The 22,244-nt window shown below is 69.0% G+C and carries 24 protein-coding genes; 16 read left to right on the top strand and 8 right to left on the bottom strand.

From position 1 onward, the window contains the following. The first annotated feature begins 12 nt into the window (after positions 1-12). The 5 genes from ACLIVD_RS03075 (at position 13) to ACLIVD_RS03055 (ending at position 4,513) form a co-directional block, all read left to right on the top strand. Entirely contained in the window at positions 13-1,221 is a 1,209-nt protein-coding gene (locus ACLIVD_RS03075; protein ID WP_283332787.1) for a low temperature requirement protein A, read from the top strand. Between the two features lie 116 nt (positions 1,222-1,337). Then, positions 1,338-2,588 carry a molybdopterin-dependent oxidoreductase gene (locus ACLIVD_RS03070; RefSeq protein ID WP_491931927.1) on the top strand — a complete coding sequence of 417 codons (1,251 nt, stop codon included), beginning with the start codon at positions 1,338-1,340 and terminating at the stop codon, positions 2,586-2,588. A 1-nt stretch (position 2,589) separates the two neighbouring features. Beyond that, positions 2,590-3,102: a hypothetical protein gene (locus ACLIVD_RS03065; protein ID WP_283332785.1), complete on the top strand. Its 513-nt coding sequence runs from the start codon at positions 2,590-2,592 to the stop codon at positions 3,100-3,102. Further along, positions 3,099-3,758, top strand: coding sequence for a methyltransferase domain-containing protein (locus ACLIVD_RS03060; protein ID WP_491931926.1), 660 nt, complete (start codon positions 3,099-3,101; stop codon positions 3,756-3,758). Before ACLIVD_RS03065 ends, ACLIVD_RS03060 begins: the two co-directional genes overlap by 4 nt. Positions 3,759-3,844: 86 nt before the next feature. After that, the gene (locus ACLIVD_RS03055; protein ID WP_283332783.1) at positions 3,845-4,513 is read left to right on the top strand and encodes a hypothetical protein; all 669 of its coding nucleotides are present in this window, start codon (positions 3,845-3,847) and stop codon (positions 4,511-4,513) included. 38 nt (positions 4,514-4,551) lie between these two features. On the opposite strand, the gene ACLIVD_RS03050 is transcribed toward ACLIVD_RS03055, so the two are convergent. Next, positions 4,552-5,964 carry a hypothetical protein gene (locus tag ACLIVD_RS03050; protein ID WP_491931925.1) on the bottom strand — a complete coding sequence of 471 codons (1,413 nt, stop codon included), beginning with the start codon at positions 5,962-5,964 and terminating at the stop codon, positions 4,552-4,554. A 20-nt stretch (positions 5,965-5,984) separates the two neighbouring features. Here ACLIVD_RS03050 and ACLIVD_RS03045 point away from each other — a divergent pair, with 20 nt between their 5' ends. The 4 genes from ACLIVD_RS03045 to ACLIVD_RS03030 are packed head-to-tail and all read left to right on the top strand — an operon-like array spanning position 5,985 to position 9,193. Beyond that, a complete protein-coding gene (locus ACLIVD_RS03045; protein ID WP_491931924.1) occupies positions 5,985-6,791 on the top strand; it encodes an S-methyl-5'-thioadenosine phosphorylase in 807 nt (268 codons plus the stop codon). Continuing rightward, positions 6,788-7,855, top strand: coding sequence for an NAD-dependent epimerase/dehydratase family protein (locus ACLIVD_RS03040; protein ID WP_491931923.1), 1,068 nt, complete (start codon positions 6,788-6,790; stop codon positions 7,853-7,855). Before ACLIVD_RS03045 ends, ACLIVD_RS03040 begins: the two co-directional genes overlap by 4 nt. Beyond that, positions 7,848-8,522, top strand: a complete 675-nt coding sequence (locus ACLIVD_RS03035) for a glycosyltransferase family 2 protein (RefSeq protein ID WP_491931921.1) — start codon at positions 7,848-7,850, stop codon at positions 8,520-8,522. Before ACLIVD_RS03040 ends, ACLIVD_RS03035 begins: the two co-directional genes overlap by 8 nt. Continuing rightward, positions 8,519-9,193 carry a TIGR04282 family arsenosugar biosynthesis glycosyltransferase gene (locus tag ACLIVD_RS03030; protein ID WP_491931919.1) on the top strand — a complete coding sequence of 225 codons (675 nt, stop codon included), beginning with the start codon at positions 8,519-8,521 and terminating at the stop codon, positions 9,191-9,193. The genes ACLIVD_RS03035 and ACLIVD_RS03030 overlap by 4 nt, the downstream gene beginning before the upstream one ends. Positions 9,194-9,200: 7 nt before the next feature. Here the strand turns inward: ACLIVD_RS03030 and ACLIVD_RS03025 are convergent, their stop codons facing one another. Continuing rightward, positions 9,201-9,890, bottom strand: a complete 690-nt coding sequence (locus ACLIVD_RS03025) for a TetR/AcrR family transcriptional regulator (protein WP_491931918.1) — start codon at positions 9,888-9,890, stop codon at positions 9,201-9,203. A gap of 220 nt (positions 9,891-10,110) precedes the next feature. On the opposite strand from ACLIVD_RS03025, the gene ACLIVD_RS03020 reads away from it, so the two are divergent. From ACLIVD_RS03020 to ACLIVD_RS03005, 4 genes are read left to right on the top strand one after another with little or no spacing between them, the layout of a single operon-like run. Continuing rightward, positions 10,111-11,013, top strand: coding sequence for a metal-dependent hydrolase (locus ACLIVD_RS03020; RefSeq protein WP_491931917.1), 903 nt, complete (start codon positions 10,111-10,113; stop codon positions 11,011-11,013). Next, entirely contained in the window at positions 11,013-12,083 is a 1,071-nt protein-coding gene (locus tag ACLIVD_RS03015; protein WP_491931916.1) for a PDR/VanB family oxidoreductase, read from the top strand. Before ACLIVD_RS03020 ends, ACLIVD_RS03015 begins: the two co-directional genes overlap by 1 nt. 27 nt (positions 12,084-12,110) lie before the next feature. Beyond that, positions 12,111-13,061 carry an oxidoreductase gene (locus tag ACLIVD_RS03010; RefSeq protein WP_491931915.1) on the top strand — a complete coding sequence of 317 codons (951 nt, stop codon included), beginning with the start codon at positions 12,111-12,113 and terminating at the stop codon, positions 13,059-13,061. A gap of 49 nt (positions 13,062-13,110) precedes the next feature. Further along, positions 13,111-14,268: an alpha/beta fold hydrolase gene (locus ACLIVD_RS03005; protein ID WP_491931914.1), complete on the top strand. Its 1,158-nt coding sequence runs from the start codon at positions 13,111-13,113 to the stop codon at positions 14,266-14,268. Here the strand turns inward: ACLIVD_RS03005 and ACLIVD_RS03000 are convergent. Together ACLIVD_RS03000 and ACLIVD_RS02995 are read right to left on the bottom strand one after the other, a co-directional pair. After that, the gene (locus ACLIVD_RS03000; protein WP_283332772.1) at positions 14,237-15,136 is read right to left on the bottom strand and encodes a phosphatase PAP2 family protein; all 900 of its coding nucleotides are present in this window, start codon (positions 15,134-15,136) and stop codon (positions 14,237-14,239) included. The genes ACLIVD_RS03005 and ACLIVD_RS03000 overlap by 32 nt on opposite strands. Before the next feature lie 52 nt (positions 15,137-15,188). Beyond that, positions 15,189-15,974 (bottom strand): crotonase/enoyl-CoA hydratase family protein, encoded by a 786-nt coding sequence (locus ACLIVD_RS02995; RefSeq protein ID WP_491931913.1) that lies wholly within the window; start codon positions 15,972-15,974, stop codon positions 15,189-15,191. Positions 15,975-16,053: 79 nt separating this feature from the next. Here ACLIVD_RS02995 and ACLIVD_RS02990 point away from each other — a divergent pair, with 79 nt between their 5' ends. From ACLIVD_RS02990 to ACLIVD_RS02980, 3 genes are read left to right on the top strand one after another with little or no spacing between them, the layout of a single operon-like run. Then, positions 16,054-16,665: a TetR/AcrR family transcriptional regulator gene (locus ACLIVD_RS02990; protein ID WP_009477303.1), complete on the top strand. Its 612-nt coding sequence runs from the start codon at positions 16,054-16,056 to the stop codon at positions 16,663-16,665. Beyond that, positions 16,662-18,299, top strand: coding sequence for an acyl-CoA dehydrogenase family protein (locus ACLIVD_RS02985; RefSeq protein WP_317570844.1), 1,638 nt, complete (start codon positions 16,662-16,664; stop codon positions 18,297-18,299). The genes ACLIVD_RS02990 and ACLIVD_RS02985 overlap by 4 nt, the downstream gene beginning before the upstream one ends. Continuing rightward, positions 18,296-19,327, top strand: a complete 1,032-nt coding sequence (locus tag ACLIVD_RS02980) for a crotonase/enoyl-CoA hydratase family protein (RefSeq protein ID WP_491931912.1) — start codon at positions 18,296-18,298, stop codon at positions 19,325-19,327. Before ACLIVD_RS02985 ends, ACLIVD_RS02980 begins: the two co-directional genes overlap by 4 nt. Here ACLIVD_RS02980 and ACLIVD_RS02975 read toward each other — a convergent pair. The 4 genes from ACLIVD_RS02975 to ACLIVD_RS02960 are packed head-to-tail and all read right to left on the bottom strand — an operon-like array spanning position 19,294 to position 22,075. After that, the gene (locus tag ACLIVD_RS02975; protein WP_317570846.1) at positions 19,294-19,983 is read right to left on the bottom strand and encodes a cation diffusion facilitator family transporter; all 690 of its coding nucleotides are present in this window, start codon (positions 19,981-19,983) and stop codon (positions 19,294-19,296) included. The two genes, ACLIVD_RS02980 and ACLIVD_RS02975, sit on opposite strands and share 34 nt — an antisense overlap. After that, positions 19,983-20,312: an ArsR/SmtB family transcription factor gene (locus ACLIVD_RS02970; protein WP_005248604.1), complete on the bottom strand. Its 330-nt coding sequence runs from the start codon at positions 20,310-20,312 to the stop codon at positions 19,983-19,985. Before ACLIVD_RS02970 ends, ACLIVD_RS02975 begins: the two co-directional genes overlap by 1 nt. 57 nt (positions 20,313-20,369) lie before the next feature. After that, positions 20,370-21,629 (bottom strand): RNA polymerase sigma factor, encoded by a 1,260-nt coding sequence (locus tag ACLIVD_RS02965; protein ID WP_491931911.1) that lies wholly within the window; start codon positions 21,627-21,629, stop codon positions 20,370-20,372. Positions 21,630-21,634: 5 nt separating this feature from the next. After that, entirely contained in the window at positions 21,635-22,075 is a 441-nt protein-coding gene (locus tag ACLIVD_RS02960; protein WP_491931910.1) for a YciI family protein, read from the bottom strand. Positions 22,076-22,244: the final 169 nt, after the last annotated feature.

Below are 22,244 nucleotides of genomic sequence, written 5' to 3'. Positions count from 1 at the left end.
AGCATTCTCTCCGTGACTTTCGCCCATCGTTTGCGTCCCCGCCTCGTCGAAGAACGAGCGTCGGTGTCGCCGCTCGAGCTGTTCTTCGACCTCGTCTTCGTGTTCGCCCTCACCCGCGTCACCGATCTGATGGCCGAGGACCCCACCGGGGTGAACCTGCTGCGCGGCGCACTGGTGATGGCCGTCCTGTGGTGGAGCTGGGTGGGGTACGCCTGGCTCTGCAACCTCGTACGCGCCGACGAGGGCATCGTGCGGGTGGTGATGTTCGGCGCGATGGGCGCCATGTTCATCACTGCTCTGACGATCCCCGAGGCGTTCGACGATCTGACCGGCGGACTCGACGGCCCCGTCATCTTCGCCCTCGGTTACTTCGTCGTCCGCCTGCTGCACCTGGTGATGTTCTGGGTGATCAGCCGCACCGACCCCCAGCTGCGCGGTCAGGTGCTGCGGTTCGCGCCGAGCATGGTCACCGGCACCGTGTTCCTGCTCATCGCGTCGCAGCTCACCGGCACGGCGCAGACCGTGATGTGGATCCTCGCCCTCGCCGGCGACTACATCGGCACACTGATCGGCGGCACCGACTGGCGGTTGCGGTCGATCAGCCACTTCGCCGAACGACACGGCCTCATCATCATCGTCGCGCTCGGTGAGTCGATCGTGTCGATCGGCATCGGCGTCGCGAGCCTGCCGATCTCCTGGGCGATCATCGTCGCCTCGCTGCTGGGACTCGCGGTGTCGGGGCTGCTGTGGTGGTCGTACTTCGACGTCACGTCACTGGCCGTCGAGCACGCCTTCGAGAAGGCAACCGGTGCGCGTCAGATCAAGATCGCCCGCAACTGCTACAGCTTCCTGCACCTGCCGATGGTGATCGGGATCGTGATGCTGTCGCTCGGCCTGAAGAAGATCCTGTCGTACGTCGGCGACGGCAACCATCACCGGCTCACCGACCCGCTGTACGGCTGGCCGCTGATCGCACTGTTCGGTGGGGCGGCGCTGTACCTCCTCGCGCTGGTCGCGTTCAAGGCCTACGCGACGAGGTCGGTCACCGTGCCGCGCGTCGTGACGGCGGTCGTCCTGATCGCGCTCCTCCCCGTCGTCTGGCACATCCCGGCCCTCGCCACCCTCGGCGTGCTCACCGCGGTCCTGCTCGCGATGATCGGATACGAAATGGTCCGGTACGACCAGCCCCGCGACGAGATCCGGCACGGCGCGCACCCGTGAGTACTTATTAACCTCCCGCGGTTAATAAGTACTCACGGGGGAAGCAGTCCTGCACGGCGGCGGCACCGAATTACCTCTGAGGCTCGAGATGATCGAGCCGGAGGGATTGATACACCATGACCGACCACTCTCGCGGCCCACGATTACGCAGTCCACTGCGCGGACCGTGGCTGACCTCGGTATTCGGCCTCGTTCTGCTGATCGGACTTCCGGTCGTCATCGTCACGGGGTTGCTCTCGTACATCGCGTACGGTCCGCAGTTCGGGCAGGCCCGTCCCGGCGACGTCGGGTGGCTGCACCTTCCGTACTTCGCGTGGCCCACCCGGCCGTCGTGGTTGTACCGGCTCACGCAGGGGCTGCATGTCGGGCTCGGACTGGTCCTGGTGCCGATCGTGCTCGCCAAGCTGTGGTCGGTGATCCCGAAACTGTTCGTGTTTCCGCCGGTGCGGTCGCCGGCGCAGGCGCTCGAACGTCTGTCGCTGATCGCCCTGGTCGGCGGTGCGCTGTTCGAGATCATCACCGGGGTGCTGAACATCCAGTACGACTACATCTTCGGCTTCGACTTCTACACGGCGCACTACTGGGGCGCGTGGGTCTTCATCGCCGGGTTCGTGACGCACACGATCCTGAAGGTGCCGTTGATGGTGAGGTCGCTGCGTTCCCGGTCGTTCCGTGAAGTGCTGCGCACCTCCCGCGCGGACACGCGCCCCGAACCGCCGGACGAGAACGGCCTCGTGGCCGAAGACCCCACCTCGCCCACGATCAGCCGCCGCGGCGCCCTCGCCCTGGTCGGTGGCGGCGCCGCACTGGTCGCCGTCCTGTCGGTCGGGCAGACCACCGGCGGGTTCCTGCGCAATGCCGCGCTGCTTCTCCCCCGCGGCCGCTCGTACGGCGACGGTCCCAACGACTTTCAGATCAACCGCACCGCCGCAGCCGCGCAGATCACCCCGGAGCAGACCGGCGACACCTGGCGGCTCTCGGTGACAGGTGGCGCGGAACCCGTGCAGCTGAGCCGAAGTCAGCTGCGCGCCATGCCGTCGCACACCGCGTCCCTTCCGATCGCGTGCGTCGAGGGATGGTCCACCACCGAGACGTGGACGGGTGTGCGACTGCGTGACCTCGCGGACGCCGCCGGGGTGACCGCGTTCGCGTCGGCGAAGGTGACGTCGCTGGAACGATCCGGGGCGTTCAACCAGGCGGTGCTCACATCCGATCAGGTGCTCGACGCGGACGCCCTGCTCGCCCTCGAGGTCAACGGCGCGGACCTGTCCCTCGACCACGGCTACCCCGCCCGGATCATCGTTCCCGCCCTGCCCGGCGTCCACAACACCAAATGGGTGCAGGCCATCGAATTCCGGGAGGCGTGAGATGCGCCGATTCGCCCGCTTCTACGGCGCCAACCCGCTGCATCTGCTGGCCGTACTGTTCACGTTCGCCCTCGCCGGATATGCGGTGGCGGTGGTCGGTCCGCAGAATCTGTGGAATCAGGACGTGTGGTGGAAGTCGATCGCCGTGTGGTTCCTCGGCGCGGTGATCGCGCACGACCTCGTGCTGTTTCCGCTGTACGCGCTCGCGGACCGGTCCCTGACGTCCGGGCTGAACGCGATGCGGGGCAGGAGAACTCCACGACCGCGGTCGGTTTCGGCACTCAACTACATTCGCGTGCCGGCGCTCGCGTCCGGTCTGACGCTGCTGCTGTTCCTGCCGGGGATCATCGAGCAGGGCGCCGACGCGTATCTCGCTGCGACGGGGCTGACGCAGGAACCCTTCCTCGAACGCTGGCTGCTGCTCACCGCCGCGTTCTTCGCGGTGTCCGCCGTCGCCTACGCCATGCGACTCGCGTTGTCCCGCAGGACTGGTGACACGGTGAGCGCCCCATGAGGAGAACCGACGTCTCCACGGACCTCCTGATGCGCCGCGCGTCCGCGGGTCTCCCGTGCTGGGTGCGCGACGCACGGGGGACGCGTCGCCCCCTGCCGGTGGGCCGGTGGATGGGCGGGGACGCATCCACCCTCTCCGATCGGATCGCGGACCGCGTGATGCTCACCGGGTGTCACGGCGCCACCGTGGACCTCGGATGCGGACCGGGCCGCCTCACCGCGGCGCTCGTCTCGGCCGGTGTCTCGGCGCTGGGGGTCGACTCGTCCTTCACAGCAGTCCAACTCACGATCCGCCGCGGCGGCCTCGCGCTGCACCGCGACCTCTTCGCGCCGCTTCCGCGGTCCGGACATTGGGACCGGGTGCTGCTCGCCGACGGCAACATCGGCATCGGCGGAGAGCCGGTGCGGATACTGAGCCGCGCGCGAGACCTGTTGCAACCACACGGAATTGTCATCGCCGAGGTGGATCCGCCGACCACGACAGGAGTTCGTCACGAACTACTGCGCTGGGAGACGGAGCATCTGGCCGGAGAATGGTTCGCCTGGGCGAGTGTGGGTGTCGCGGCGGTGTCCGGGGTCGCCCGCGCCGCCGGACTGAGCGTGATCGATGTTCTGCAGCACGCGAATCGGTACTTCGTGCGGATGGAATGGGCGTAAAGAGCTCCCATCCGCCGGCGAGGTCGCACCGAATACCTAGTGAACATTCACCCACCCCCTTCCTCCGGAAAGGCTGTTTGATCATCATGTCGAACTATCGAAAAGCACTCGTAGCGGCGGCCATCGGCACCCTGGCCCTGACCCCGCTCGCGGCGTGTTCGAGCAACGACTCGAATGCGTCGTCGAATGTGAGCACAGCAGCATCCACGCAACCCGCACCCGTCGCCCAGGTCGACAACCTGACCGGGGTGAGTACCGCCGTCGCACTGGATTCCGGCTTCACCGGTGCCCTGACGACGCTCGGCCTCACACCCGGAGTGGTGGGTACGGCGGCCCTCGCCGACGGATCGGTCAGCTTCCCGATCACCGGCGGCAACGTGAAGTACTGGGAGCCGGGCACGGTCGACCCCTACGTACAGGGCGAGATCATGCACGACGGCAGCGGATTGTCGCTGGCGGCGCCCGGCACCGTCGTCGAACTCACCGATTTCGCGATCGACCCGGGCACGTCGCTTCTCACCGGCGACGTGAGCGTCAACGGTGCGTCCGCGGCCACCGATGCGGTGTTGTTCGATCTCAACGGCCGCACGTTGAAGCCGCTGCAGACAGGCCCGAACGACACCGCGATCCTGCAGGGTACCGAGGTCAAGATCTCGGAGGACGCGGCCGGACTGCTGAACGAGACGTTCAAGACCGACGCCGTGAAGCCGGGGTTGCTGGTCGGAATCGCCACCATCACGATCGCGACCAAGTGACCGTCTGCCCCCGAACGGCACCTCGGATGCGCCGGCCGTCACCAGTTCGTGAACAGCAGATGGTTGACGGTCAGCGCACCGGCGGCCTGCACCGCGAGCCAGAACCGATGGCTTCCGCGCGGCAGGAGTGCGGGGGCGGCGAGAAGCCACACTTCGAACGGCAACCAGATCCGCTCGGTCTCCGCCTTGCTCAACGCGCTCAGATCGGCGATCACCACCGCCGCCAGCGCGGAGAGCACGAGGACGGGAACCGGCGACAGCGCCCGCACCCGCGACCAGGCGAACGCCCGGGGCAGTGCGGCGGGCACCGCCAACCCCACCGCGCAGACGAGCGACGCGAAGTTGGCCCAGCCCCAATAGGCGAAGGGACGATCCGACGCGATGCCCTGGTAGTACCGGTCCTGCACCAGCTGGTAGCCGTCGAACCACCAGAATCCGTACAGCGTGAACACGGCCGCCACCGCGAGCGCACCGGCCAGGGCGCCGACCAGCGGGCGGGCCGTGCGCGCGATCATCAGAACGGCGACCGCCGGGATCGCCATCAGCGTGAGCCCGTAGCTGAGGTAGACACCGAAGCCGAGCAACACACCCGCCGCCACCGCGACGAGCGCGGGCACCGGGACGGTACGAGTCGCCGCGAGGGCCAGCAGGGCGATGCCCCACGCGACCACGCCGGCGAACAGCGCGTCCGCCGACACCGCCACCCAGATCGCGGTGGGTGCGAGGACGAGGAACGGGGCCGCGCGCCGAGCCATGGCCTCGTCACCGAGCGCACGGACGGCGACGATCACCGCGGCGCCGGCGCTGGATCCGACCGCGACGCACAGCGCGGACGCCCAGGCGCCGCCGTCGAGTCCGATCCGGTCGAGCCAGACGAACGTCAGGAGCGCACCGGGCGGATGCCCGGACACGTGGGTGGTCCACGAATCGGGCTGCAGGTCCAGGATTCTGTCTGCGAAACCACGCAGCGTCGCCGGGATGTCCGTGACACCAGGAACCTCGTGGAGATACTCGTCGGTCGAGGTCAGGCGCCCGGCGAACCCACGCTGCCAGCCGTCGACCAGCGCGAGCGCCATCGCCCACAGGGCGGACACGAGCCACACTCCCACCGTGAGACGACGCCACGCCAACGTCTGCGCCAGGCCCGGCCCCCACAACACGACCGCCGCCGCGACGGCGACGGCGACCGGCGTCCCCCACCCGACGTGCACGTCGCGGAACCCGAACAGCGGCGCGGCGTCCGCGAAGTCCCGCACACTCTCCGCGGTGCGGTGGACGATGGGGGTGATCGTCTCGTTTCCCAGGCGCGGGACGACGAACGCGACCACCACCAGGATCAGGGCGAGTGCGGCGCCCACGACGTCGCGGTACCGGAAATTCCGCTCCTCGGCGCGCTGCGGGGATCCGATGACGTCATCTCCTTCGGCGAAAGTCGCACTCGCGCCCAGCATAACGACGGAGGATTGACTGCATGACCGCAATGAGTGCACGCGAACCGGCCCGCGCGGACGTCGCCGTGATCGGCGGGAGCGGCTTCTACTCGTTCTTCGACGAGGACGCCGCGGAAGTCACGATCGACACTCCGTACGGCAACCCCAGCGCCCCGATCACGGTCGGCGACGTGGAGGGCAGGCGGGTGGCGTTCCTCCCCCGCCACGGCGCCCGGCACGAATTCGCGCCCCACACCATCCCGTACCGCGCGAACCTGTGGGCGCTGCGCACACTGGGCGCGCGGCAGGTGTTCGCACCCTGCGCCGCCGGGAGCCTCACCCCGGACCTCGGACCGGGCTCGATGGTCGTGCCGGACCAGTTGGTCGATCGCACCAGCGGCCGCACGCAGACCTTCTTCGACGGAGGCGGCGTGCACGTTCAGTTCGCCGACCCGTACTGCTCGGACCTGCGCAAGGCCGCCGCCCGGCCGGGCACCGTGGAGGGCGGTGTGCTGGTGGTGGTCGAGGGCCCGCGCTTCTCGACCAGGGCGGAAAGCGTGTGGTTCGCCCGGCAGGGCTGGACCCTCGTCAACATGACGGGCCACCCCGAGGCGGTCCTCGCCCGGGAACTCGAGATGTGCTACGCCACCATCGCTTTGGTCACCGACCTCGATGCGGGAATCGAGGCCGGCGCCGGGGTACGCGCAGTGGACGTGTTCGCCGAGTTCCAGCGCAATCTCGGGTCCTTGAAGACGCTGGTGCGGTCCGCGATCGCCGCCGCCCCCGAGGGCCCCTGCGAAGCCTGTCGCGTCCACGAGGGTGTGACACTGCCGATCGAGTTACCATGACGGGAACACGCGTACTGCTCACGGGTGCAGCAGGATTCATCGGCGGTCACGTCCACGTCGCGCTGATCGAAGCCGGTCACGACGTCGTGGCCGTGGACGCTCTGCTCCCGTCCGCGCACGGTGCCGACGTCGAACCACCGGACGGTGTGCGACGGGCCGACGTCCGCGACCGTCCCGCTCTGATCGAACTGCTGAGGGGTGTGGACGTCGTGTGTCATCAGGCCGCCGTCGTCGGCGCCGGTGTGGATGTGCGTGATGCCCCGGCCTACGCCAGTCACAACGATCTCGGTACGGCGACGCTGCTCGCCGCGATGCACGAATCGGGTTGCGAGACGCTGATACTCGCGTCGTCGATGGTCGTCTACGGAGAAGGCCGGTACCGCAACGGGCGGGGCGAGTTCGTGGAACCGGCTGCCCGCCGGACCGAGGACCTGGCGGCGGGAATCTTCGACGAGACAGATCCAGACACGGGGAAGCCCCTGGAGTGGGCCCTCGTGGAGGAGAACTCGCCACTGCGGCCGCGGAGTCTCTACGCCGCAGGCAAGGTCGCGCAGGAGAACTATGCGCTGGCCTGGGCACTGGCCACCGGTGGTTCCGTGACGGCTCTGCGCTATCACAACGTGTACGGCGATCGCATGCCGCGGAACACCCCGTACTCCGGGGTGGCCGCGATGTTCCGTTCTGCCCTCGAGAACGGCGACCCTCCGCACGTGTTCGAGGACGGCAGGCAGACGCGGGATTTCGTGCACGTCCACGACGTCGCGGCGGCGAACGTGGCCGCGGTCGAGTCTGCGCTGCCGGGATTCTCGGCGTTCAATGTGTGCTCGGGGCAACCGATCACGATCGGGGAGGTGGCCGCGACGCTCGCGCGTTCGTACGGTGGCCCCGATCCCGTCGTGACCGGCGAGTACCGTCCCGGCGACGTGCGGCACATCGTCGCCGACCCCCGGCTGGCCCGGGAGCGGCTGGGGTTCCGGGCGCAGATCATGCCCGCCGAGGGAATCGCGGCGTTCGCGCACGCACCCCTGAGGGACGCGGTGCCGGCGGGACCTCCCCGTGTCTGAGCGCGAGCCGATCTCTGCGCGGGACGTCACCGTCGTGATCCCGTGCATGAACGAGGCCGGATCCCTGCCCGGAGTGCTGGCCGCGGTGCCCCGCGACTACCGGACGGTGGTGGTGGACAACAACTCCACCGACAACACCGCCGCAGTCGCCGGCGCGCACGGTGCGTCGGTGGTGCGGGAGCACGTCCCGGGATACGGTTCGGCCGTGCACGCCGGGGTGCTGGCGGCGCAGACACCGGTGGTCTGCGTGCTGGACGGCGACGGCTCGATGGACGCGGGTGAACTCCCGCGACTGGTCGCCGCGCTGGGCTCGGGAGCCGACCTCGCCGTGGGACGGCGTCGGGCCGATCGACGCGGCACGTGGCCGCTGCACAGCAGGATCGGCAACGCCGTCCTCGCCGCACGACTCCGGCGCCGGTACGGCCTGCCGATCCACGACCTCGGGGCGATGCGAGCCGTGCGCAGACAGGACCTCCTCGACTTGGGCGTCGACGACCGCAGGTCGGGCTATCCGCTGCAGCTTCTCGTGCTCGCCGGCCGCGCCCACTGGCGGGTCGTGGAACACGACATCACGTACCGGCCGCGCACCGCCGGCGCGTCGAAGGTGTCGGGTTCGCTGAAGGGCACCGTCGTCGCCGTCCACGACTTCTGGAAGGTGATCGGGTGAGCCTCGACGTCGCAGTACTCGTGGTCGCGAAGGCGCCGGTACCCGGGTTCGCGAAGACCCGGCTCGCGCGGGACGTCGGCGACGCCCGGGCCGCCGACCTCGCCGCCGCCTCGCTGCTGGACACCCTGGACGCCGTCACCGGTGCGGGTGTCGCGCAGCGGGTGGTGGCGATGACGGGCGACCTTGGCCGGGCGGTCCGGGGCACCGACATCGCCTCGGCGCTGGACTGTTTCACGGTGCTGCCGCAGCGGGGTGAGAATTTCGCGGCGCGATTGGTGAACGCCCACGCCGACACGTTCGACGCGTTCGGCCTGCCGATACTCCAGATCGGCATGGACACACCGCAGGTGACGGCGGGACTGCTCGCCGAATCGGCGGACCTGCTCACCGAACGGAGAGGCCGGTGCGTCCTCGGACTCGCGGAGGACGGCGGGTGGTGGATCCTCGGAGTGCCCGACGCCGTGGCGACGGAGGCGATCGGATCGGTTCCCACGTCGAGTCCGGACACCGGACGCCTCACCCGGGAGGCCCTCGTCGCGGCGGGGGCCGAGGTGCTGTCGCTGCCGACGCTCCGCGACGTCGACTACGCGACCGACGTCGCACCGGTCGCCGCCCTCTGCCCGGAGTCCAGCCACTTCCGCCGTGAGTACTTATCAACCACAGGAGGTTGACAAGTACTCACGGGGCGTTGATGCGGGCGAGCGCGAGATAGAGCGGCTCGGTGGGGTCGAGTTCGATCCCGTTGCGACGGAGGAACGCGTCGAGCACACCCCACACGAGGGGCGCCACCTGGCCGACGAAGTACTCGGTGTCGGGTTTCGCGGAACCCTTCGACGACTCGAGCCACAGGTCGGTGGTCGAGATCATGATCCCGACCGCGGCGCGGGCGGTGAACCGGACGTCGGAGACTTCGGCGGACACGGACTCGAAGATCGTCGACGCGACGCCTGCCAGCCGCTCGGTGAGGTCGCGCTCGACGTCGAGGGACAGGGCGGATCCCGCGCCGTCCTGTTTCAGCTCGCCGTCCGCCAGGAAGCGGAAGACGTTCGGGTGCTCGGCGACCACCTCGGCGTAGCCGGTGATGGCATGGTTCAGCGCCTCGTGCGGTGTGGTGAGCAGGAAGTTGAACTTGGGCGCCACCAGCTTGTAGACGTCGTGGGTGGTGCGGTCGGCGATGGCCTTGTAGAGGTCGGCCTTGTCTGCGAAGTGCCGGTACAGCCGGGGCTTCGTGGCCCCCGCTTCCTTGGCGATGTCGTTCATGCTCGGGCGTGGGCCGTGCGTGTCGATCACCCGATAGGCGGCGTCGATGAACTCTTCACGGGCGCGTGCCCGCCGGTCCCACGACCGCGGGGTGTCTGTTTCTGCCACTTCGCCTGGACTCCGAATACTCGTTGGACCGCGTGCCGATACCCAGGGTACGGGACCGTGTTCCGACAACGGCAGTAGTGGTTGACACCGAAGTTCGCCGGTGTGACACTCGACTCGCACAAAACGTAACCGCGGGTAACGCTCATCGTGTCTCGCGGTACCAGCGGCCACGCGGCCGAACGGCGCCCCTCGCCCGAAGCCGACTTCGAGGAGATCACTGATGGCACTGCGGAACGGAAAGAAGGTCGACGCGATCGACGTCGACCCCGGTGACGTGACCCTGCAGGCACGCAACGTGAAGTTCGACTGGTCCCGGACCCCGCTACACTGGATTCCCGGCGAACCGATCGCCTCCCACACGCTCAGCGCGATCAACCTGATCCTCCCCGAGGGGGAGCGGTGGTTCTGCGCGACATTCACCGAGGCGCTCCCCCTGATCAACGACGACCGGCTCCGCGCCGACGTCCGCGGGTTCATCGGGCAGGAAGCGATGCACGCCGAGACCCACAACGTGGTGCTGTACGAGTTCCTGGACGCACACGACGTGGATCCGCGGCCGTTCGTGCTGCAGTCGGAATTCCTCATGCGGAAGGTGCTGGGCCGCAGGGAGATGGGCAGCGCCCGCGCGCAGCGTCAGCAACTCGTCGAACGGCTCGCGTTCATCGGTGCGATCGAGCACATGACGGCGTTCCTGGGCGACTGGATCCTCAACGCGCGCCTCGAGGACTTCGACGCCGACCCGAGCATGACCGACCTCTACCGCTGGCACGGCGCGGAGGAGGTCGAGCATCGCAACGTCGCTCACGACGTCGCCATGTACTTCGGGGTGGGGTACTTCCGCCGCAACCTCGCGATGCTGGTGTCGGATCTCGCGTTTCTGGTGGTGATGACGCGCGGGCTGAAGTTCATCGTGCACGCCGACCCGACCATGCGCGACCGCGGCTACTTCTCGCTGTGGATGGGGCTGTTCGCGGCGATGCGCCGCGGTTCCCTGCCCGGACTGTCGAGCCTGTTCCGGGGCGCGCTCCGATACCTCAACCCCCGGTACTCGCCGCAGGCCGAGGGTGACACGGCGCAGGCGATCGCCTACCTGGCCAAGTCGCCGGCCGCGAGGGCGGCGTAGTGACTCCGACGTATCCGGCACCGACCTCCGTACCGGGTGATCTGTGGGGGAAGCGGCAGCGCGACCCGCTGCTACGTGCCGTCGCCGGTGTCACCACCGCGTACATGCGGTCGCTGCGCTTCCTCTACCGCACCGACCTCACCCCACCGGTCAGCGACGGCGGCCGGAGAATGCTGGTGCGTGAGCGCAGAGTGGTGGCGCACGACGAGAACGTCGTGAGCCTCACGCTGGCCGCCCCCGACGGCGGCGAACTCGACCGGTGGCGGCCGGGCGCGCATCTCGACCTCGAGCTGCCGTCCGGGCGGCGGCGTCAGTATTCCCTGTGCGGCGACCCGGCAGACAGTCGCGCGTACACCATTGCGGTGCGGCGCATTCCCGACGGCGGCGGAGGCTCACTCGAGGTCCACGACCTCCTGCACCCCGGAGCCTCGGTGAAGGTCCGCGGCCCGTACAACGCGTTCCCCCTGGCATTGCCCGGACACGGATCGACCGCCGACGGTCTGCATTTCGTCGCCGGCGGAATCGGGATCACCCCGATCCTCCCGATGGTGCGCCTTGCCTATCGCCTCGGCCTCGACTGGTCGATGGTCTACACCGGCCGCAACCGGGAGTCGCTGCCCTTTCTGGACCAGCTCGCGGAGTTCGGCGACCGGGTGACGGTGCGCACCGACGACGACGGCGGCGGAATACCCAGCGCAGCAGAGCTGCTCGGCGCGGTGACCGATTCGTCCGCGGTGTACTGCTGCGGTCCGATCCCGATGATCGAGGCCATCGACGGCGCTCTGCCGCCTGGTGCCGAATTCCACTACGAGCGGTTCTCGCCCCCACCGATCGTCGACGGACGGCCGTTCGAGGCCGAACTCGCCCGCACCGGCGAGGTGGTCGTCGTTCCCGCCGACCGGACGGCGCTCGACGCGATCTCCGACGTGCGTCCCGGGCTCGCCTTCTCCTGTCGGCAGGGGTTCTGCGGCACCTGTGCCGTCCGCGTGGAGCACGAGGGCCGGACCTCCGGCCAGATGCTGCTCTGCGTCGAACGCACGCAGGGCGAGCGCGTCGTCCTGGATATCTGACAACCCTCCCGAGGAGACGGTTCCTTCATGACACCACTCGACAACAGACACTTCGGGTTCGGCGACATCCCCGACCAGTGGGGCAGGACGATCCTCGTCACCGGCGCGAACAACGGACTCGGGCTCCACGCCGCGACGGCGCTCGCCGGTGCGGGCGCGACGGTCCTGCTCGCGTGCCGCAATCCGCAGACCGGCGCCGCCGCACTCACCCGGATACGCAAGGCGGGCAGCGACGCCGAGCACCACCTGATTCCCCTGGACCTCACCGACCTGGCCTCGGTCCGCGACGCGGCGCAGCACGCCTGCGGCGTCGCACCGCGGATCGACGTGCTGATCAACAACGCGGGACTGATGGCCGTTCCCTTCGGCCGAACGACCGATGGTTTCGAACTGCAGATCGGCACAAATCATTTCGGGCACTTCGCGCTCACCGGACAGCTCCTCCCGGCGCTCCTCGCCGCCCCGGCCCCGCGCGTGGTCACCCTCGCGAGCATCGCACACCGCCGCGGCCGGATCGTGCTCGACGACCTGAACTTCGACCGCCGCAAGTACACCCGGATGGGCGCGTACAACCAGTCGAAGCTCGCCAACCTTCTATTCAGTGGCGAATTGGCCAGGCGCAGTGCAGCCGCCGGCCTTCCACTTCTCTCGGTGGCGACGCACCCCGGCATCGCCGCCACCAATCTCTTCGACTCGATGGTTCCGCCGATCCCGGGGGCTCTCGCCGTGACCCACCTCGGATTGCGGGTGGTCGGCAACGACGAGAAGGACGGTGCGCTCGGACAGCTCTACGCGGCGACGATGCCCGACGTCCGCACGGACGACTACTTGGGTCCGAACCAACTGTTCGGGGTTCGGGGACCGGTGGCGCGCTCGCCGCGCACCGGTGGGGCACGGAACACGAAACTCGCGGCGGCCCTGTGGGAGAAGTCCGTCGAGCTGACCGGGGTGGAGTACTCCCAGCTCGTTCGCGCGTAGCAGGCCCCCTCTGCTCCCGCGCGTACCATCGGAGTGGATGTCGGAGAGAATGACACGCCATCCGTCCACCGTGGCCGACTGGAGCAACGATCGCCGCAAGGCGCGTCTGCACGCGACACGGCTCGGTCGCCAATGGCAGAAATTCGGTCGCACCCGGCGCTTCCTCGCCGCGGTCGCGCTCGGGACCGTCCCCCTGCTCCTGGCCGGCGGACAGTACTGGGTGCACGACGTGCAACCCGAACGCGAGCGACTCGCGCTGACCCAGCCACAGATCCACGAGGTGTACGACGCGCAGTCGCCCGCCGACCACGACACCGCCGTCGTCGACCTGGTCGGACTGGGCAACAAGGATGCCACCGACACCGCCCGCACCCTGTCCTCGTACGACCGGATCGGGCGGGTATGGGCGGTCCAGTACGACAACGGCGGTATCGACACCAAGGTGATCAGCGAACTGATCGCCACCCGCGCGGCCGACGAGGGCATCGACAACATCGTCCTGTCCGGGCACAGCATGGGCGGCGTCGTCGCGCTGGAGGTCGCGCAGCACATCTACGAGGACACGGACGCCAACCTCATCGGAGTGGTGCTCGACTGCACCCCGGTGGACCTGCACGCCGTCCGGGCCGGGAGCCGCGACAGCGGCGAGGACATGCTGCGGTGGATCGGCTGGCTCCCCGGCGCGCGTGAGAGCCGGACGATGCGCCTGCTCGTGGAGACAGCGGCCCGGCAGAGCAGGTTCCTCGACACGAAGTCGGACTGGTATCCGCACGTCGACGTCGACGAGTTCCGCGACGTCGTCGACGAGGTCCTCACCGAGAAGGTCCTGTCGGAGGACGTGGCGAGCAACGGGCTGATCGAATCGCAGTTCAAGACCATCGTCGCGTCCGGTGCGATCGACAACCTGAAGTCGCTGGCGGTGGAGACGGACGACAAGCCGCGGCCCGGGATCGTCTTCGTGCGTCCCCGCGCGGGGTGGAAGGACGCGGTGGTCGACGTCGACTACACGCAGAAGATCCTCGTCGAACAGTCCGGCGGGACCGACGGCAGGCTGCTGGTGGCGAAGCTCGACGGGACCGGTCACGCGAATCCGAACCAGCAACCGGTCGCGTACAACGAGGCGATCGTCGGCCGCATCCTGCCCTTCCTCCAGCCCATTCTCGACGAGCTGTCGGTCACCAGCGACGTCGCGGGCGGCCGGCGGTGACGGCCCGGCCCGGCCACGCCGTCGTGCGCGACTCCCACCCCCGTGCCAGCAGGACCGCCAGTCCCACATACGCCCATCCCGCCAGCACGTCCACGACGTAATGCTCACCGCCGTAGACCAACACGAACGCCATGGCGAGCGGGTACGCGACCAGCAGCGCCCGCGACCACAGGTTCTTCGCGAACGGCCAGAGAGCGACGGCCACGAGCAGGGCGAACGCCGCATGCAGGGACGGCAGCGCGGCGACGGGGTTGCTCTGCGCCTCCAGCCACCGTGTACCGACATCCGTGGGGACCACACCGAAACCGAAACCGGCGACGCGGCCCACGCTGCCGGAGATCACGTCCCCCTCGGCGGCCAGCCACGGCGGGACGGACGGCAGCAGGATGTAGGTGACCAGGCCGAGATACGACAGCAAGAGCACCCGCCGCATGTACCCCGACCACAGGTCACGCGAGTACACGTAGAAGACGGCCGCGACCACCCACGGAACGATGAAGTGGCTGGTGTAGACGATTCCCGTGAGCAGAGTCCACCACGGCAGCTCGCCCGTCGGGGGTAGGAGGGTGTCCTGCAACCAGACCGTGGGGATCGCGCCGCCGAAGAGCCAGCTCTCCACGGTCACCAATTCCTCCGCCCGCACCGGCATCCCGAGTTCGTGGGCGACGCCCCGGCTGAGGTCGTACACGACGAGAGCGGCGATGAGCGGCAACCAGTCCCGCACCACGCGCAGATGGTCCTGCCACGGCCGATCGATCGTGAAGGCGACGAGGCCGGCGACGATCCACGTCGCCTGGTAGATGCGGTCGGTGGGGAGCCCCAGCGTGTAGATCGTGGCGGCCAGCGCGAGCAGGTACGCACACCACACCGCCCACCGGAGGTGCTGCCGCCGCCCGTGAGTACTTATTAACCGCCCGCCGTTAATAAGTACTCACGGGTGCAGCATCCCCATGCCTGCCTGCCCCGGCGGCGAAGCGTGCGGCACCCTCCACCGTCCCGTTGGCCAGAGAGATTGCGCCGTGCCGGAATTCGTTCAGCAGGGCCTGATCCTCGGTGAGTCCCGACTGCTCGAGCAGCGACAACCGGTCCTGCCGCAGGCACACCTGGGGCAGGCCGGCGATCTCGGCGGCCAGCCGGCGGGCCGCGGTGAGGGCCTCCCCCGCCGCGACCTTCCGGTTGATCAGCCCGATACTCAGGGCTTCGTCGGCATCGACGGGCCGCCCGGTGAGGACGAGATCCATCGCGCGACTTTCCCCGATGAGCCGCGGCAGGCGGACGGTTCCGCCGTCGATGAGCGGCACGCCCCAACGTCGGCAGAACACTCCGAGGACGGCGTCCGCACCGGCGACCCGCAGATCGGCCCACAGCGCAAGTTCGAGCCCGCCTGCCACCGCGTGCCCGTCGATCGCGGCGATCACCGGTTTGGACAACCGCATCCGGGAGATGCCCATCGGTGCGTCGCCGTCGGGCGCCACCCGGTTCCCGGTCCCGGAACTGATCGCCTTGAGATCTGCTCCGGCGCAGAATGTTCCGCCTTCGCCGTGAAGTACCGCCACCGACGCGTCCTCGTCGGCGTCGAATGCACGGAAGGCGTCGGCGAGCGCCTCGGCGGTGGGCCGGTCGACGGCATTGCGGACTTCGGGCCGGTTCAGGCCGATCGTCGTGACCGGGCCGTCCTTGCGAACGAGTACCACGTCGGAAGTCATCGAGCGCGCCTTTCCTCGCTGGTGTAGCCGACGCTAGCACCCTTGACGGAAGAACGGAACGGGTGTTCACTCCTTGAATATGGCCTACCGGCGCACACCCGCCGTCCAGGAACGTCTGGACGCTCTCCGCACCACCCTCATCGATTCCGCGATCGGGCTGATCGCCCGCCACGGATACGCCGGGTGCTCGATCTCCGCGGTCGCGGCCGAGGCGGGGGTCGGCACCGGCACCGTCTACCGGCACTTCGCGAACAAGGGCGAACTGTTCGCGGAAGTCTTCCGCATCGTCTGCAGCCGCGAGGTGAGCGCCGCCGTCGAATCCGGCAACGCCGCCCGCGGCGCCGAGGGTCGCTGCGTCGCCGCGGTATCCGCCTCCGTCGGCACGTTCGCCGAACGCGCGCTGCGCGCACCCACCCTGGCGTACGCGCTACTCGTCGAACCTGTCGACCCGCAGGTCGACACCGAACGCCTCCTGTTCCGCGAGTCCTTCCGCGACGCCCTCGCGGTCGCGATCGCCGCCGCCGTCGAGGCCGGGGAGATCCCGGAACAGGACGCGTCGGTGACAGCAGCCTGCATCGTCGGCGCCATCGGCGAAGCGCTGATTCTGCCCCTCGCCCGCGGTGCCGCCGACGGCGCGATCATCCCCGCCCTGCTCACCTTCACCCTTCGATCCCTCGGGAGCCCGACATGAGTGCCACACACGAGGTCGTCAACCAGGCGCCGCCACTGGTCGATTTCGACGCGGCCGATTACCCACCGATCCTCGAAGCGCTGCAACGCGAAGGCGCCCACGACGCGCTCGAGGAACTGCACGACGTCGGACGCCTCGCCGGAAGCGAGGATGCCCAGCGCTGGGGTGATCTCGCCGAGGCGCACCCTCCCGTCCTGCGCACCCACGACCGCTACGGCAACCGCATCGACGAGGTGGAGTACGACCCCGCGTACCACCAGCTGATGACCACCGCAGTCGAGATGGGCCTGCACGGCGCACCGTGGGCCGACCCGCACCCGCGCGCCCACCTGGTCCGGGCCGCGAAGATGGCGGTGTGGGGCCAGGTCGACGCCGGACACGGCTGCCCGATCTCCATGACGTACGCCGTCGTCCCCGCCCTGCGCCACCACCGTGATCTGGCGGAACAGTACGAACCGCTGCTCACCGCCCGGGTCTACGATCCGGCGCTGCACCCACCGCTGACCAAGGCCGGACTGATCGCCGGGATGTCGATGACGGAGAAGCAGGGCGGCTCCGACGTCCGCGCGGGCACCACCCGCGCGGTGCCGCAGTCCGACGGCAGTTACCTCCTGACCGGCCACAAGTGGTTCACGTCAGCGCCGATGTCCGACGTGTTCCTCGTGCTGGCGCAGGCCCCCGGCGGACTGTCGTGTTTCTTCCTCCCCCGGGTGCTGCCGGACGGCACCCGCAACCGGATGCACCTGCAGCGCCTCAAGGACAAGCTCGGCAACCATTCCAACGCCAGCAGCGAGGTCGAGTACGACGAGGCGGTGGCCTGGCTGGTCGGCGAGGAAGGCCGCGGCGTTCCGACGATCATCGAGATGGTCAACATGACCCGGCTCGACTGCACCATCGGCACCGCCACCGGCATGCGTGTCGGCACCGCGCAGGCCGCGCACCACGCCGTGCACCGCAGCGCATTCGGCGCCCACCTGGTGGATCAGCCGCTGATGCGGAACGTGCTCGCCGACCTCGCCGTCGAGTCGGAGGCGGCCACGACCGTCGCCCTGTGGCTGGCCGCGCTCACCGACCGGGCGACCGCCGGCGACGAGCACGCGAACACCCTGCGTCGCATCTCGCTGGCGGTCAGCAAGTACTTCGTCTGCAAGCGCGGCCCGATCCACGCCGCCGAGGCCCTGGAATGCCTGGGCGGCAACGGGTACGTGGAGGAATCGCGGATGCCGCGGTTGTACCGGGAGGCTCCCCTGCTGTCGGTGTGGGAGGGATCCGGCAACGTCGCCGCCCTCGACACTCTGCGTGCGATGGCGAAACAGCCGGAGACGCTTCAGGTCTTCTTCGACGAACTCGATTCCACCGCGGGAGCCGACACGCGACTCGACACCGCCGTCGCGGATCTGAAGGCGAGTTTCGGCGATCTCGACACGCTCGAGCACCGGGCCAGGCGCATCGTCGGCGACATGGCGCTCGCCCTCCAGGGGTCGCTGCTGATCCGCCACGGACACCCGGCGGTGGCCGACGCGTTCTGCGTCAGCCGGCTGTCCGGCGACTGGGGCACCGTGTTCGGGACGCTGCCGGCCGGCGTCGACACCGCCGCCATCATCGACCGCGCCACTCCCAAGGTGGGGTCGTGACCGGCCGCGACGACCACGCCGGCACCCGTCCGGCGGCCTGGCGCGACGGCTGGGACGAGGGCGGCGACTCCCTGTTCGCGGGTCGTGAACCGGACCGGGCGGACGACGCGGCGGAGTATCGAACCCTCACCTACGAGGTGACCGGGCGGATCGCCCGGATCACGTTCAACCGTCCCGACCACGGCAACGCGATCACCGCCGACACTCCTGTCGAACTCGCCGCCACCGTGGAACGCGCCGACCTCGATCCCCGCGTCCACGTGATCCTGCTGTCGGGGCGCGGGAAGGGATTCTGCGGCGGATACGACCTGGGCATCTTCGCCGAGAACGGCGGCCACACCGACGAGGAACCGGACCGCACGACGGGCACCGTGCTCGATCCGATCGTTCAGGCGCGCAACCACAATCCGTTCGGCAACTGGGATCCGATGGCCGACTACGCGATGATGAGCCGGTTCAACCGCGGTTTCGCGAGCCTGCTCCACGCGAACAAGCCGACGGTCGCGAAGATCCACGGATTCTGCGTGGCCGGCGGCACCGACATCGCGCTGTACTGCGACCAGATCGTCGCCGCGGACGACACGAAGATCGGCTATCCGCCGACCCGGGTATGGGGTGTGCCTGCTGCGGGAATGTGGGCGCACCGCCTCGGCGACCAGCGGGCGAAGCGACTCCTCCTCACCGGCGACTGCATCACGGGGCGGCAGGCGGCCGAGTGGGGTCTCGCGGTGGAGTCGGCGCCCGCGGAGGAACTCGACCGTCGCACCGAGGACCTCGTCGAGCGGATCGCGAGGATGCCCGTCAATCAGCTGATGATGGTGAAACTCGCACTGAACAGCGCGCTACTGGCGCAGGGCGTCGCCAACTCGACGATGGTGAGCACCGTCTTCGACGACATGTCCCGGCACACCCGCGAGGGGTACGCGTTCCAATTACGCTCGGCCACCGCCGGATTCCGTGAGACCGTCCGCGAACGCGACGAGCCGTTCGGCGATCACAAGTCGCAGCAGTCGCAACCTGGATTTTGATCGACCGCGCGACCACCGACCGGCGCGGGGCAGCAGGTGTCGCCCTGCCACGCGTCGACGCCTTCCTTCACCGCGATGACCGCGATCACCAGGGCGGCGATCGGATCGGCCCACGACCAGCCGAGGGTGCTGTTGAGCAGCAACCCGACGAGCAGCACCGCGGACAGGTACGTGCACAGCAGTGTTTGTTTGGAATCGGCGACCGCCGACAGGGAACCGAGTTCACGACCGGCCCGGCGCTGCGCCCAGGACAGGACCGGCATCACGGCCAGACTTGCTGCGGCCAGCGCGATTCCGACCGTCGAGTGCTGCGCCTCACCGACCCCCAGCAGTGACCGCACCGCGTCGACGCTCACGTACGCGGCGAGCCCGAAGAACGAGAACGCGATGACTCGGAGCGCGACCTTCTCCCGCGACTCGGGATCGCGTCCCGCGAACTGCCAGGCGACCGCGGCCGCCGACGACACCTCGATCACCGAATCCAGGCCGAACCCGATCAACGCCGTCGACGACACCCGTGCGCCCTCGGTGAGTGCCACGATCGCTTCGATCACGTTGTAGGAGATCGTCGCGGCCACGAAGAACCGGATCCGGCGGGACAGGACCTGCCTGCGTTCGCCGGACGGTCTGGTGGGCATGCCGAGTTCGGACGCCATCAGCAGCAGCCTTCGGTCTCCGCGTCCGGGCAGCAGGACGGATCGACCGCGAGCACCAGGCCGAGCAGGTCGTCGAGGGCACGTGCGATCCGCGGGTCGGCGAGTTCGTACCGGCTCCGCCGACCCTCCGGCACCGCGACGACCAGACCGCACCCACGCAGGCACGACAGATGATTCGACAGGATCTGCCGGGATACCCCGATCTTCTCGGCCAACTCCGATGGATACCCGGGCCCGGACCGCAGGCTCAGCAGAATCTGCGTGCGGGTGGTGTCCGACAGCGCGTATCCGAAACGCGCGAGGGCGTCCCGGTGGACCAGCGTCTCCATGATTCTTACTGTACAGCGATTTCTGTATTCAGGAAATCGTGAATCAATGGTGGAGACTCACGGTTCGGCCTGCTCCGACGCGGCGGCGGCGCGGGCCATGAGGAGGTTCCGTTCACGGCGCGTCGGTGCGGTCGCCGCGGCGTCCTCGAGGGTCCGGGCCGCCTCCCCGCAGCGGCCGAGGCGTTCGAGGACTTCGCCCCGCACGGCGCCGTAGAGGTGCAGGCGCGCCAGCCGAGGGTCGTCCCGCACGGCATCGAGCGCAGCGAGCGCGGCCTCGGGCCCGTCCGAATGCAGCAACGCCACCGCACGATTGAGTTCCACCACCGGCGACGGCGCCACCTGCGCCAGCGCGTCGTACAGGGCGACGATCGCCTCCCAATCGGTGTCCTCGAAACGTGGCGCCCTGGCATGACACCCGGCGATCGCGGCCTGCAACGAATAGGGGCCCAGCGGGCGGCCGAGCCCGACAGCCCGCTCCAGCGCGGCATTGCCGTGCGTCAGAAGGGTTCGGTCCCACCGCGACCGGTCCTGATCCTGCAGCAGTACCGGCTCACCGTCGGCGCCCACCCGGGCGGCGAACCGTGAAGCCTGCAACTCGGTGAGCGCCACCAGTCCGTGCACCTCTGGTTCCCGCGGTAGCAGGCCGGCGAGGACACGGGCGAGCCGCATCGCCTCCGACGCGAGGTCACGCCGAATCCAGTCCTCGCCCGACGTGGCGGAGTACCCCTCGTTGAACACCAGATAGACCACCTCGAGCACCGCCGCCAACCGCGCCGGAAGTTCCTCGCGTGCAGGCACTTCGAACGGCACCTTCGCCTCCGACAGCGTCCGCTTGGCCCTGCTGATCCGCTGCCCCATCGTCGCCGAGGGGACGAGGAACGCCCGCGCGATCTCGTCGGTGCGCAGACCCCCGACCAGGCGAAGGGTCAACGCCACCCGCGATTCCCGGGGAAGCACGGGATGACACGCGACGAAGACCAGAGCCAGCAGGTCATCCTCCACGCCGTCGACGGCGTCCGGCGCCGGCATGGCGCTCGGCGGTTGCGCGGACGGGTCGACGGCGATCTCCGTGTACTTCGACTGCCGCGACCGGTCACGGCGAATGCGGTCGATCGCCTTGTGCTTGGCCGTGGCCGTCAGCCACGCACCCGGTTTGTCGGGAACGCCCTGCTCCGGCCACTGTTCGAGCGCGAGCACGAACGCATCCTGAGCGATCTCCTCGGCGATCCCGACGTCACGGACGAGGCGGGTGAGCGACGCGATGAGGCGTGGCGACTCCATGCGCCACACCGCCTCGACCGTGCGCTGGACGTCCACCGAACTCAGCCGTTCGGGTGCTGCTCACGGATCCGCTCCGCCAGTGCGGCTTCCTTCTCCCGCAGTTCCGGCGTGAACTCGTCCCCGAAATCCTCCGACTCGAAGATCGGCCGCACCTCGATCAGCTGGCGCAGTCCGGTGCCGGGGTCGGCGGGGCACTTCTTGACCCACCCGATCGCCTCCTCGAGGGATCGCACCTCCCAGATCCAGTAGCCCGCGATGATCTCCTTCGACTCGGTGAACGGGCCGTCGACCACCGACGTCGTGCCGCCCTCGAACACCACCCGCGCGCCGGCGCTGGTCGGCTTCAGACCCTGACCGTCGAGCATGATGCCCGCGTTCACCAATTCCTCGTTGTACGCACCCATCGCCGCCAGCATTTCCTCGGTCGGGGCGATCTTGTCTTCGTCGGCACCTGCACCCTCGATCATCACCATGACTCGCATGATTTCCTCCTCGATTGTGGTCGGTCCCGGCCTTCGTGCCGTGGACTCACACAGTACGTCGAACGGGCTACCCCCCATTTCGACATTCGCACCCCGTGAGTACTTATCAACCGCCCGCGGTTAACAAGTACTCACGGGCGGGGACTGCAACACGATGCAACGCTTGCCG

It is taken from the genome of Rhodococcus sp. G6(2025) (assembly GCF_058628105.1).
Note: the sequence above shows the minus strand (reverse complement) of the source record. Positions and strands in the feature narration are given on the sequence as shown.

Excerpts from the sequence above, each read along its gene's own strand:
- ACLIVD_RS02990 (WP_009477303.1), top strand. The coding sequence starts at position 16,054 with ATGGCCTACCGGCGCACACCCGCCGTCCAGGAACGTCTGGACGCTCTC.
- ACLIVD_RS03040 (WP_491931923.1), top strand. The coding sequence starts at position 6,788 with ATGACGGGAACACGCGTACTGCTCACGGGTGCAGCAGGATTCATCGGC.
- ACLIVD_RS03045 (WP_491931924.1), top strand. The coding sequence starts at position 5,985 with ATGACCGCAATGAGTGCACGCGAACCGGCCCGCGCGGACGTCGCCGTG.
- ACLIVD_RS03055 (WP_283332783.1), top strand. The coding sequence starts at position 3,845 with ATGTCGAACTATCGAAAAGCACTCGTAGCGGCGGCCATCGGCACCCTG.
- ACLIVD_RS02960 (WP_491931910.1), bottom strand. The coding sequence starts at position 22,075 with ATGCGAGTCATGGTGATGATCGAGGGTGCAGGTGCCGACGAAGACAAG.
- ACLIVD_RS02975 (WP_317570846.1), bottom strand. The coding sequence starts at position 19,983 with ATGGCGTCCGAACTCGGCATGCCCACCAGACCGTCCGGCGAACGCAGG.
- ACLIVD_RS03010 (WP_491931915.1), top strand. The coding sequence starts at position 12,111 with ATGACACCACTCGACAACAGACACTTCGGGTTCGGCGACATCCCCGAC.
- ACLIVD_RS03005 (WP_491931914.1), top strand. The coding sequence starts at position 13,111 with ATGACACGCCATCCGTCCACCGTGGCCGACTGGAGCAACGATCGCCGC.
- ACLIVD_RS03065 (WP_283332785.1), top strand. The coding sequence starts at position 2,590 with ATGCGCCGATTCGCCCGCTTCTACGGCGCCAACCCGCTGCATCTGCTG.
- ACLIVD_RS03070 (WP_491931927.1), top strand. The coding sequence starts at position 1,338 with ATGACCGACCACTCTCGCGGCCCACGATTACGCAGTCCACTGCGCGGA.
- ACLIVD_RS02995 (WP_491931913.1), bottom strand. The coding sequence starts at position 15,974 with ATGACTTCCGACGTGGTACTCGTTCGCAAGGACGGCCCGGTCACGACG.
- ACLIVD_RS02985 (WP_317570844.1), top strand. The coding sequence starts at position 16,662 with ATGAGTGCCACACACGAGGTCGTCAACCAGGCGCCGCCACTGGTCGAT.
- ACLIVD_RS03020 (WP_491931917.1), top strand. The coding sequence starts at position 10,111 with ATGGCACTGCGGAACGGAAAGAAGGTCGACGCGATCGACGTCGACCCC.
- ACLIVD_RS03050 (WP_491931925.1), bottom strand. The coding sequence starts at position 5,964 with ATGCTGGGCGCGAGTGCGACTTTCGCCGAAGGAGATGACGTCATCGGA.
- ACLIVD_RS03060 (WP_491931926.1), top strand. The coding sequence starts at position 3,099 with ATGAGGAGAACCGACGTCTCCACGGACCTCCTGATGCGCCGCGCGTCC.
- ACLIVD_RS02970 (WP_005248604.1), bottom strand. The coding sequence starts at position 20,312 with ATGGAGACGCTGGTCCACCGGGACGCCCTCGCGCGTTTCGGATACGCG.